This window comes from Poritiphilus flavus, assembly GCF_009901585.1.
GTDB classification, from domain to species: Bacteria; Bacteroidota; Bacteroidia; order Flavobacteriales; family Flavobacteriaceae; genus Poritiphilus; species Poritiphilus flavus.
In genome coordinates this window covers 424,731-435,492 of record NZ_WXYO01000008.1, presented here as the reverse complement: position 1 = coordinate 435,492, position 10,762 = coordinate 424,731, and the positions used below count along the sequence as shown (strand labels likewise).

General features: G+C 42.3%; 12 protein-coding genes. 7 read left to right on the top strand and 5 right to left on the bottom strand.

Annotated elements, in window-relative coordinates:
• The coding region (locus GTQ38_RS19130; RefSeq protein WP_161437164.1) for an RHS repeat domain-containing protein at positions 1 to 1,907 on the top strand (1,907 nt) is incomplete at its 5' end.
• A 21-nt stretch (positions 1,908 to 1,928) separates the two neighbouring features.
• Positions 1,929 to 2,324, top strand: coding sequence for a hypothetical protein (locus tag GTQ38_RS19125; protein ID WP_161437163.1), 396 nt, complete (start codon positions 1,929 to 1,931; stop codon positions 2,322 to 2,324).
• A 2-nt stretch (positions 2,325 to 2,326) separates the two neighbouring features.
• Here GTQ38_RS19125 and GTQ38_RS21070 read toward each other — a convergent pair whose 3' ends face one another.
• Positions 2,327 to 2,536: a hypothetical protein gene (locus tag GTQ38_RS21070; protein ID WP_238858043.1), complete on the bottom strand. Its 210-nt coding sequence runs from the start codon at positions 2,534 to 2,536 to the stop codon at positions 2,327 to 2,329.
• Between GTQ38_RS21070 and GTQ38_RS21065 the strand changes: the two genes are divergently transcribed.
• The 3 genes from GTQ38_RS21065 (at position 2,492) to GTQ38_RS19110 (ending at position 5,094) form a co-directional block, all read left to right on the top strand.
• Entirely contained in the window at positions 2,492 to 3,382 is an 891-nt protein-coding gene (locus GTQ38_RS21065) for an RHS repeat-associated core domain-containing protein (RefSeq protein ID WP_238858042.1), read from the top strand. The genes GTQ38_RS21070 and GTQ38_RS21065 overlap by 45 nt on opposite strands.
• Positions 3,383 to 3,384: 2 nt before the next feature.
• Entirely contained in the window at positions 3,385 to 3,846 is a 462-nt protein-coding gene (locus GTQ38_RS19115) for a hypothetical protein (RefSeq protein WP_161437162.1), read from the top strand.
• An 816-nt stretch (positions 3,847 to 4,662) separates the two neighbouring features.
• Entirely contained in the window at positions 4,663 to 5,094 is a 432-nt protein-coding gene (locus GTQ38_RS19110; RefSeq protein ID WP_161437161.1) for a DUF4174 domain-containing protein, read from the top strand.
• On the opposite strand, the gene GTQ38_RS19105 is transcribed toward GTQ38_RS19110, so the two are convergent.
• From GTQ38_RS19105 to GTQ38_RS19095, 3 genes are all read right to left on the bottom strand, one after another.
• Positions 5,069 to 6,445, bottom strand: a complete 1,377-nt coding sequence (locus GTQ38_RS19105) for an FAD-dependent oxidoreductase (protein ID WP_161437160.1) — start codon at positions 6,443 to 6,445, stop codon at positions 5,069 to 5,071. The genes GTQ38_RS19110 and GTQ38_RS19105 overlap by 26 nt on opposite strands.
• Before the next feature lie 218 nt (positions 6,446 to 6,663).
• Positions 6,664 to 7,212 (bottom strand): ClpP family protease, encoded by a 549-nt coding sequence (locus tag GTQ38_RS19100; protein WP_161437159.1) that lies wholly within the window; start codon positions 7,210 to 7,212, stop codon positions 6,664 to 6,666.
• Positions 7,213 to 7,418: 206 nt separating this feature from the next.
• Positions 7,419 to 7,685, bottom strand: coding sequence for an RNA polymerase sigma factor (locus GTQ38_RS19095; RefSeq protein WP_161437158.1), 267 nt, complete (start codon positions 7,683 to 7,685; stop codon positions 7,419 to 7,421).
• Between the two features lie 166 nt (positions 7,686 to 7,851).
• On the opposite strand from GTQ38_RS19095, the gene GTQ38_RS19090 reads away from it, so the two are divergent.
• The gene (locus tag GTQ38_RS19090) at positions 7,852 to 8,541 is read left to right on the top strand and encodes a hypothetical protein (RefSeq protein WP_161437157.1); all 690 of its coding nucleotides are present in this window, start codon (positions 7,852 to 7,854) and stop codon (positions 8,539 to 8,541) included.
• Here GTQ38_RS19090 and GTQ38_RS19085 read toward each other — a convergent pair.
• On the bottom strand, positions 8,538 to 9,689 hold the full coding sequence (locus GTQ38_RS19085) for an MFS transporter (RefSeq protein ID WP_161437156.1): 1,152 nt from the start codon (positions 9,687 to 9,689) through the stop codon (positions 8,538 to 8,540). The two genes, GTQ38_RS19090 and GTQ38_RS19085, sit on opposite strands and share 4 nt — an antisense overlap.
• A gap of 180 nt (positions 9,690 to 9,869) precedes the next feature.
• On the opposite strand from GTQ38_RS19085, the gene GTQ38_RS19080 reads away from it, so the two are divergent.
• Positions 9,870 to 10,730 carry an AraC family transcriptional regulator gene (locus tag GTQ38_RS19080; protein ID WP_161437155.1) on the top strand — a complete coding sequence of 287 codons (861 nt, stop codon included), beginning with the start codon at positions 9,870 to 9,872 and terminating at the stop codon, positions 10,728 to 10,730.
• Positions 10,731 to 10,762: the final 32 nt, after the last annotated feature.

Below are 10,762 nucleotides of genomic sequence, written 5' to 3'. Positions count from 1 at the left end.
TTGTAACCACCGATACCTTTACCTACGATGCTTTGGGCAGGCTCTTAAAACAAGAACAGACCCTGGGCAGCCATACCGAGCTGTTGGCACACAACACCTACGACGGTCTGGGGCAACTGGTCAAAAAACAGGTGGGCAATACGGCGGCCTCTCCGCTACAAGTAGTAGACTATAGCTACAATGTCCGGGGTTGGCTCAAACAGATCAACGATCCTTCCAGTATGGGCAGTGATCTGTTCGCTTTTGGGATCAATTACAATGACACCCAATACGGAGGAGCGTCCCTTTACAATGGCAATATCGCGGAAACCGCCTGGAAAACGGCCAACGACAATACCTTACGCTGGTACCGCTACAGCTATGATGCCTTAAACCGTATTACCGGAGCCATAGACAACAGCACAAACATGAATTACCGTCTCTATGGGGTTACCTATGACAAGAACGGTAATATCCTGACCCTCAACCGCAGGGGACAGTACAATGCCGACGCCACAGTTTTAAGCCATATGGACAAGTTGGAATACTACTACGACAGCGGTAATAAACTGACCAGGGTAAAGGATAGCGGCCATGCGGTATACGGCTTTAAGGACAGCACTGCAGACAACCAGGATTATTGGTATGATGCTAATGGCAACATGGTCCGCGACCTGAACAAAGGCATTGGTACCAGCAGTGCAGATGGGATCACGTATAACCACTTAAACCTACCTATACAAATAAAGTTTGATAACAGTGATCAGAAAAAGATTAAATATATTTATGACGCCACGGGGGTAAAACTACGCAAGGTAGTGGAACAACCGTCGGTAAGTTCTGTGACAACTGATTATGCGGGGAACTATATCTATGAGAAGGGTAACCTACAATTCTTTAACCACCCTGAAGGCTACGTAGAACCCGATGGTTCCGGTGGCTATGATTATGTTTACCAATATAAAGATCATCTGGACAATATAAGATTGAGCTACACCGACGCGAACAATGATGGGAATATTGAAACCAGTGAGATCATCAAGGAAACGAATTACTACCCTTTTGGATTGTCTCATAAAGGTTACAACGCAAATGTTTCTACTTTTGGCAACTCCATAGCGAAAAAGTTTCAATACAATGGCCAGGAATTTGATGAAAGCCTAGGATACAATACTTACGACTTTGGAGCTAGACACTACATGTCGGATTTAGGGAGATGGGGCGTAATTGACCCGAAGGCTGATGATATTCTACAGGTGGATATCAGTCCATATAACTTTAGTTGGAACAACCCCACAAATATGAATGACCCAGATGGAGAATGCCCTTGGTGTTGGGGGGCGGTAATAGGGTTCGCTGTTGAATATGCTACTCAGGTGACGGTCAATTTGGTTGAAGGGCAAAGCTTCGGAGACGCATTAACCGATGTAGATGGTGGTAAGTTGCTTTTGGCCACTGCTACTGGAGCCGCTACCGGTGGCCTTTCAAGTATTAAAACCGTTGGTTCGGTATCCAAGGCGTATAAGGCAATAGCTGTATCTTCCACTGCGGCAGGAGGAAATGTTCTCAAACAAGGGATAGTTGATAAAAAGAAGACAGTAGATCCATTGGAAATGGCAACTGATGCGCTTCTTGAAAATATTGAACTGCCAAAAGTGAATCTTCCAAATGTAAAGGAAAACAAAATTAAGACTGCTGAACGACAACTTGACAGGGCGGAAAGGGTCGCTGGCGATAATCCTAGGCCAACAAGAGAAGAAGCAGTGAAAGAATCCAAAAAGAAAGTTGAAAACTTGAAAAATAAAAAAGAGACCATACAAAATACCAACAAAGCGATAAATGATTTCAAAGACGCCTCGGCTAAAGAAACTGCCAAAAGCGGTTTAGAAAAGGCATTGGAAGATTATAGATTTAAAACAAAGCAGTAGAGTCTTCAAATTACCTGTAAAATGATAAAAAATCGACTAGACATTGTTTTTGTAATAAGTGTGGTAATAATGGCTGTGATTTCATGTGTGATAATTACAAGAACATTTGAGAAGAGGACGGTTCAAGAGAGAAACGAAGAAGTTTTGGCAGAAATCCTCGAAGCTCCAAACTCATGTGATAATTTAGGTAGAAGACCACCCTACAGTAAGATTAGGTATAACAATCGAGTTTATATTAAAAAAACCAGCAATCGGTTTTGCCATCTTGTCTCAAATCGTGATAACGTGAAAATGTTGATTAATGAAGAAGGTAACGAATTACTTTTCCCTAACGAATATGACCCTGCACAATTTCTTTATGGGGGGGCGCTACTGCTTATAGCCGTTATTATTTTCGTTAGAAAGTTTTGGTTATAAATTCATACCATGATTTTAACCCCGATGGTAGTGGGGGCTATGATTACATCTACCAGTACAAAGATCATTTGGGGAACATTCGGTTGGCCTATGGCGATGACAATGGTGACGGAATCATTACGGCATCCACTGAGATCCGAGAGATTAACAACTACTATCCTTTTGGATTGAAGCACCATGGGTATAGTACTATTCAGAATGGCAGGGATCATAAGTATGGGTTTAACGGAAAAGAGGAACAGGATGCGTTAGATCTAGAGTGGTTAGACTTCTCGGCCAGGAATTACGACGCTAGTTTAGGTAGATGGATGAACATCGACCCTTTGGCAGAGGATATGCGTAGGTACTCCCCTTACAACTTTGCCTTCAACAATCCTATAAGTTTCATAGACCCTGATGGGATGATGCCTTTTGGAACAGGCGGATTAGATGGAGATAATAATTATGATTTTATTGGTGCCGTAGATTTTAGATCAAATCATAAAACTTCCACAGTTGTTGATAGGACAGGAAGGATAATTGATTATAAAGACGATGGTGACGACAATATTTACCTGAACGAAAGAAGTGCGAAAAATGTTATAGGCAAAGAACAAAAAGGGAAAACATATGAGGTAGGTGAATATTTGGAAATGGACGATTTGTTTTCCAGTTCATTGGAGAGACTACCGGAAGGGTTCATTCTTGAGATAGATAAAGATAAGGCCTTAGAATTTGAAATATCACCTTTGATAGGGGGGTTGAAAAATGCAGCAAGGTATTTTGTTTACTTATCCAGAGGAGCGAAAGGAGTTAAGTATGTAGGTATAACTAATAATTTAGCTCGAAGGGGTGCTGAACATCTAAGAAATAAAGGTATTGCTATTGAAAAACTGTTGGAAAATCTAACAAAAGCAGATGCACGTGCGGTGGAACAAGCTCTGATAGAAATTCATAAACTTCAGAAAAATGGAGGAACACTTATTAATAAGATTAATAGTATCTCAAAAAAGAACCCTAAATATGCAAAAGCTTTAGAACGGGGACATGAATTACTTAAATCAATAGGATATCAATAAATATGGCTAAAAGAATAAAAATTAACTTAGGTGATATATTCAAAATACAAACAAAAAAAGGGTATGCATTTATGCAATGCGTACACTCCGATAAATTAGAAGGAGAAATCATAAAGGTTTTTTACAAAATATGGGACAATTCGGAACAAACCATAGATGATATTCTTAAAAGTGATTTTTTCTTGGTTGGCTTTCCACTAAAATATGCTCTAAAACAAGGAATAGTTGCTTTAGTTGGGAATTCAGATATAGGTTTTTTTGAAAAACCAAAATTTATGCGATCACCTCATCAAATAGGGGAAGAAAAATTGGGTTGGCATATTATTGACACCGCAACCATGAAGAGAAAATTAGTAAAAACACTCAATGATGAACAAAAAAAACTTTCTCCTTGGGGCATATGGAACGATACTTTATTGATAGAAAATTTGGATAGTGGGTGGAGATTAGAGGAATGGATTTAACCAGATAGTGCGGATTTGTAACCGAATGGCGAGGATTTTCATCTGAGGCTGACAAGTCTAATCCGTATAATCCGAGCGAATATAAACCCAGATAGCTCGGATTTCCACAAGAGGAGGACAAGTGTAATCCGTGCGAAAATAAACCTAACCACCTCCATTCAGCTTTGGCTAGTTTAAATTATGGGTTGGAACTTAAATAGACAGATTACTGTACAAAAACCACAGCAGCACTGCTGTGGTTTTGTTTTTTCTTAGGTTTACTCTCACAAGACCATGTGGCACCCTTCTCCGAAGTATAGACGGATTTTGTTGGCTCGACGCAAGGCTGGCAACCGCCAAAATACCTACGGAGAAGGTGTCCTTTATCCATTGCTTTTGCAGCATCCGACGAGCCCGATAGTTATCGGGGGATAGTAATGCACGGCAAAAAGGGACAATTAGTCACTAATTTATGAGGCCCTGGTATCCATTATAGCTTTTCGGAAGAAAATAGCGTGCAGCGCTAAGCGAAAACCCAAGAAATAAAACTTAATTTTAAACTTTAACTTAGACTTTCCAGGACTTTAACTTAAACTTACCCAAAACCTAAGTTAAACTTTCCGAGACTTTAAGTTAAACTCTTCAAGACTTTAAGTTAGACTTTCCAAAACTTAAGTCTATCTACATCCAAAGTGTTAAGTTTTAAGTACCAAGTTTCTGGTAAAATTCAACCCAACACCCAAAACCTAACATCTAACACCCAACACCCAACTCTTAACACCTAAAATTTACAATCCATAAGTTGGATTTTTTATCTTAGATGAAAAGCATTCAATTATGCCAGCGCTTTGTAAGCCGTTATTTTTTCTGATCTTGTTGTTGTTCTTCGTGGAGCCAGCCTTTGCACAGGAGCTAAGAGATTTTCGCTGGGAGAACCGCATCTTGCTTATCATGGACTCCGGGAAGGATATCGCTGCAAGACAAAAGCAGTTAAAACTACTTCAGGATCAAAAAAAGGAGATGGAAGAGCGGGACTTGCTGGTTTTTGTTTTTACAGGAGACAGTGTGCTGGCGGCAGATGGTACAAAGACAGCAATTGAGATAAATAGCATTGCGAGTAAGTCTTTTCAAGGGGTCATCCTGATAGGTAAGGATGGTGGCGAAAAGTTCAGAAAGGCATTTCCAGTGGATCCGAAGTTGATCTTTGAGCGTATTGATGCTATGCCTATGCGCCGGGCAGAGATCAGGGCTGGCGGGAAACCTCATTAGAGCGTTGGGCGGCCAGGGCATCCAGGATCTCTAGTTCTACTTGCTGAGAATCCCAAATCTCCTCAATATCCGGCATTTTCATGATCTTTTGCATAATGGCTTCCTGCGCATCTCCAAGAGCCAGGGCTTCCGCATAGGGCCGGTCAGAAAAGGTTACCCGGGAGTATACAGGGATCCACTTATCCGGATGTCTCTCGGCAAAGCGCTTCTCTATTTTCTTCTGAAGCAAAAACATGGGATCAGCAGTCTTACTGCTCATTTCAATAAAATTCCTGTAGCTCAACTCCGCAATCGCATCCGCGTTGGGTTTCCGGTCTTCCTGATATGCTCTAAAAATGGCTTCCCAGTCATCACCATAGCGGCCTATCCACTGATACAGTTTGTAAATATCCTCAAAACCGGCATTCATTCCCTGACCGTAAAAAGGCACGACTGCATGGGCAGAATCGCCTACAAGGGCCACCTTGTCCCAATAGGTCCATGGATAGCATTTCATAGTAACCAAAGCACTGGTGGGATTTTTGAAGAAATCCATCGCCAGATTCTCAATATAGCCGGAAACGTCCGGGAAATGGGTTTTGAAGAAGGCCCTGGCCTCTGATTTATCAGTAATACTCTCAAAAGAGACACTACCTTCAAAAGGCAAAAACAGGGTACAGGTAAAACTACCATCTATATTGGGCATGGCGATGAACATGAATTTACCCCTGGGCCAAATATGGAAGGAGTTCTTATCCAGCTTGTGCGATCCGTCCTCATTCGGGGGAATGGTCAGTTCTTTATAGCCCACATCGAGGAAATCCTGTGAGTAATCAAACCTACTCCTTCGTTGCATTTTATGCCTGATCCGTGAAAAGGCTCCATCACATCCAAATACCAGGTCGAAACGGTATTCCTGCCACTCCGACTTTTCAGATTCCCCGGTAAACAGTTTGGCCTGTGGAAGTTTAATGTCCCAGACCTTCTCGTTGAAACGGAATTGAACGCCAGCCTCTTCCGCCAGGTCGATCATCTTGCGATTGAGCACCCCGCGGGAGATGGACCAAATGGCCTCCCCTTCCTTGCCGTACTTTTGATAATACACCGGATTCTCACCAATATGCATGGCCCTTTTGTCCAGAGGGATAGCGATCTTTTTTATGATATCCTCTATTCCCACCTCCCTTAGGGCTTTCCAGCCCCTATTGCTCATGGCAAGATTGATAGACCTTCCTGAAAACTCTACGGTACGGATATCCGGACGACGGTCAAAGACTGTGATTTTGTGGCCTAATTTCCTGAGGTAAATTGCAAGAAGAGAACCCACTAAGCCAGAGCCCACTATTGCAATGTCTTTAGGGATTTGCATCATGAAGCGTTCTGTAGGTGCATAGGTCTTAAAATTAAAAAATATCGCGACGCGCCCAAGGTTAATTTAATCCTTTTTTAACATTACCCTAACGACCAGAGGTGATCCTCCCTGCGTATATATATTGAATTTTCCGCTTAGGCGTCCATATATATCCAGGAAGTCCTTTACGACTATAAGTAGTGAAGGACTTTTTTTGTGCTCAGAATTTACTTAAAGGATTATTCCAGAACAGCGTCTACAATTCCGTATTCTATAGACTCTTCAGCTCCCATCCAATAATCGCGGTTGAAGTCTTTCATGATCTTCTCTATAGTCTGCCCGCAATTATCAGCCAATATCTTTGCACCGATTTCCCGGGTCTTGAGAATTTCCCTGGCTTGTATTTCAATATTGGAGGCCTGTCCCCTGGCTCCACCACTCGGCTGATGGATCATGACCCTGGCATGGGGCTGGATGAACCGTCTTCCCTTCTTCCCAACAGAAAGCAATATGGAACCCATGGAAGCGGCCAATCCTGAACATACAGTAGAAACCGGGCTTTTAAGTTGTTGTATAGTGTCGTAAATGGCGAAACCAGAGGTTACATAGCCACCCGGGCTGTTTATGACCAACTGGATTTCCTTATTGTTTAACATATCCAGATATAACAGACGATCTATAACATGTTTTGCGGAGTCGTCATCAACCATGCCCCATAGAAATACTTTTCGCTCCTCCAACAGTTTTTCGTCTATCGCTTCCTGAACTTTTCCTTTTTTTGAACTCATTTTTGCGTTTTGGTTAAAGACCAAAATTAATCAAATTATCGGTATAAATAATAGCTGGAAAAAAGTAATCCTGCCAATAACAGACCTCGATGTCCGAATAGCTTCTCAGGCCAATGTCGGCTCTATTTATTTGCTTAGACGCCCCCCCTTAAGAGAATAAAAAAGGGCAGGCCCGCTAACGACCCACCCCAAGCAGACAACAACAACTAATTACGACACCACGTCACGATTTCTACCTTTTTCTCCACAATGTCTTCTATGGCGATTATTGATTTCCCCTTTTCAGTTTTCAGAGTCATACTGATATTGTCTCTGGCCTCATGCATAGATCGTGAAAACCCATAGCATTTGTTGTAAACTACTTTGGCATACCGACCATAGAGAAATTCAAATAGCAAAGGGTTATTTTGGGATACGATCTCCTTTACCAATTCCTCATCGCTGAGACCTTCAGAGGATTTTTGCAGTTCCAATATTAACTTTGGGTTGGTCGTTTTACCTTTAGGCACTCATTATGTTCCCGGGTCACTTTTTCTTTCAAAGTTTTCCAAATGGGCAACATTTGCATAAAATTGGTCTAAATTTGAAGTTAGGATGAACAACATCCTACATATTGCAATCCTCAATTAAACAAAAATTATGCGAAAATCCATTACTATACTGATCGTGATCCTTGCCTTGTCCTACTCCTGCAAGCAGGAAAAAGCAAAAAAACCAGTATCAGAAACACCGGAGCCCACAGTTTTAGAAAGAATTGCCAATGCTTATGGTTATCAGGACTGGAATAAAGTAAGCGAGTTAAGGTTTACCTTTAATGTAGACCGGGATACCGCTCATTTTGAACGTAAATGGATTTGGAAACCTCAACAAAACGAGGTGACCGGCATATCCCTGGGAGACACCATAACTTTCAATCGAAATGCCCTGGATAGCACTGCCATGAAGGCCGATGCAGCCTTTATCAATGACAAATTCTGGTTATTGGTGCCCTTCAACCTGGTTTGGGATGCAGACGGTTTTACCTATGAGCACCAGGAGACTGCAACAGCACCTATCAGCAAGGAAAACAGCCAGAAACTAACTATTGTCTACAACAGCGAAGGTGGATATACTCCCGGAGATGCCTATGATCTGTATTTTGGAGATGATCACAGGATCACTGAATGGGTTTTCAGGAAGGGAAACCAGCCAGATCCTTCCATGACCACTACCTGGGAGGACAACGTGGAAATGAATGGTATCCTAATTTCAAAAATGCACCAAAAAGCGCCTGAAGATGAAGATTTTAAACTTTACTTTTCCGGAGTAGAGGTCAAAACAGCTAATTAGCCTCGTTGGCGTCTTCTAAGAAAGAAAGCGGCTAAAAATATAAGCAGGGCACAACCCAAAAGGGTATAAAATGTGCTGGTCAGGGAGTATCTTTCCGAAAGCATTCCCAATAAGGGGGGCGCACATAGAAAACCGGAGTATCCTGTACCCGCGATAAAGGCCACTCCCTGGGAGGATTCTACCCCCTTTACGTTACCTCCAATACGGAATATCTCAGGTACAATGACCGAAAAGCCGAGACCGCTAAGTCCAAATCCGGCGATTGCCAAATAGGTATTCGTACTTAAGACAAGCACATAGCCCAAAATAGCTAATATTGCGCCCAGGGTAACAATACGCAAAGAGCCAATTCGGTTACTGATGCCGTCACCCAGAAAGCGTCCCAGGGTCATGGTTGTCTGAAATCCCAGGAAACCAGCGCCCCAGAGTGCTTCAGGCGCCAGACTGACTTCCTTGAGAAAGAGGCCGCTCCAATCTACAATTGCGCCTTCACTGCCCATAGCAACGAAGGAAATGATTCCGAGTAATAGCAGAGGTTTAAAGAGTTTTAAGTTAAAAGGTTCTTTCTCAATTGGGGCCGCCTGAACATGCAGATAGTTCTTGTAAAACAAAAAATTTACCCCGAATACCAGGGCTACCGCGATGGCCATATGCAGGGCCGGGTTCCCTAAAAAAACGATTGCAAAACTGCCAAGGCCCGCAATTACCCCACCCAGGCTAAAAAAGCCATGAGAAGCTGACATGAATTTTTTCTTATCCTCCTTTTCCAATTCAGTCACTAAAGTGTTCATGCTGATATCCGTAAAACCATTGGTAAGTCCGAAAAGGAAAAGCGAGATCATCAGGGTATAATAACTGGGAGCGATCAGCGGAAACAAGGCCGAAAGACAACTTAAAATTACCCCGTACCAGGTGGCTTTCCCTACCCCTACCCGGTTAATGATCCATGAGGCCATGGGAAAAACCGTAAAAACGCCCAGGGAAAGGAAAAATATGGCTATCCCGAGCTGCGACTTATTGATCTCCAACTGTTCCTTGACCGTAGGGATGTAAATCGCCCAGGTTCCAAATAGGATATTAAGGCTGGCAAACACCCATGCAGGACCAAAGTATCGGGGGTTGGTAAGAATTAGTTTTAAAGAATTCAACAGGGTTTGGCTTAAAGGTTAGCAAATATACAATGTGGCACTGTGGATTCAGAGATAATCTCTCTTCTTCACACAAAATAAATAAGCAAGCCCCAGTTCCGATAAGTATATTTATTCCATTTTTTGGTTGATCTATTCCCAATTACAAGAAAATAGCTTAAAAAAAGATAATTTTATTGTATGAAACCCATATTCGAAAGCATTGACCTTGCCTCGGACACATCCCTGAAGATTGCCTGGTACGATCACAAAAGCTCCTGCGATCTTATGGACTGGCACATTCATCCGGAATACGAATTGGTCTATATTAAGAATGGTTCCGGAACACTTAGTGTTGATACGGAAACGATTTCTTACCACAACGGGGCCCTCATTTTTTTGGGGCCCAACATCCCTCATGCCGACTTTGGAAACCGGGATTTCCCGGATAATCTGGAAGTGGTTATTCAATTCAATGAAGAATTTGTACAGCAAAAACTCATGAATTTCCCGGAGTTCCGGTCTTTCAGGAACTTTTTGCGTTTAAGCAATAAGGTTTTACTGTTTGATCAGGATCTGAAAATGGAATTGGCGGAAGCTTTCGAAAGTTTTCCATCCCTGAACAGCACCCAAAAGATCATACGATTTTTACAGATCCTGGAGGCCCTGGCAGACAGGGATCGGTACAAGACCCTGTTAGATAGGGTAACCCTCATTCCCTGCAGCCCTAAGGAAGTAGGCAGGCTGGAGGCCATATTTAATTATGTCAATTCCAGTTTTGAAGGTGAGATCTCTACGTGTACTGCGGCAGCCCATGTCGGGCTCACAACCAACTCCTTCTGTCGCTTCTTCAAAAAAATGACCGGGAAACCATTTGTTCAATTCCTTAATGAATTTCGAATTAATAAGGCCGTGGAGCTTCTGGAAGATAAAGACCTAACCATATCCGAGGTGATGTATCGCTCAGGCTATTCGGACGCTTCCTATTTCACCAAACAGTTTAAAAGGAATAAAGGCAGTACTCCTTCTTACTACCAGAACAGCCTGAAAAGACTGGCTTAAACATTTTGAATTTCCGTATACGCTATTTGGAA